Genomic DNA, 298 nt, shown 5'->3' with positions numbered 1-298 from the left:
GTGGTTGGCATCCTGTTCGACCGCATTCTAGATTGGCGCGTGAACCAAGTCCGAATGCAAATTAGCCGCGTTATTCCTGATGCAGTCGATCTGATGGTGGTATGTGTCGCATCAGGTCTAACACTCGAAGCGGTATTTCGCTGTGTCGGTGAAGAGATGCGTGCGATCTCTCCAGCATTGTCACGAGAATGGCTACTCACTGCGACTGAGATATCGGTTCTTGATTCACCACAAACGGCACTTTCAAACCTAGACAAACGAGTCCAGCTTCCTGACATCAACAATATTGTGACCACCA

Annotated in this window: 1 pseudogene; it reads left to right on the top strand. The window is 49.3% G+C overall.

Annotated features, from left to right (window positions below):
• Positions 1 to 298 (top strand): annotated as a pseudogene (locus AB4512_RS24480) (type II secretion system F family protein); the annotation flags it as partial.

The sequence above is a fragment of the Vibrio sp. 10N.222.52.B7 genome, from assembly GCF_041474275.1.
Lineage (GTDB): Bacteria > Pseudomonadota > Gammaproteobacteria > Enterobacterales > Vibrionaceae > Vibrio > Vibrio crassostreae_C.
Note: the sequence above shows the minus strand (reverse complement) of the source record. Positions and strands in the feature narration are given on the sequence as shown.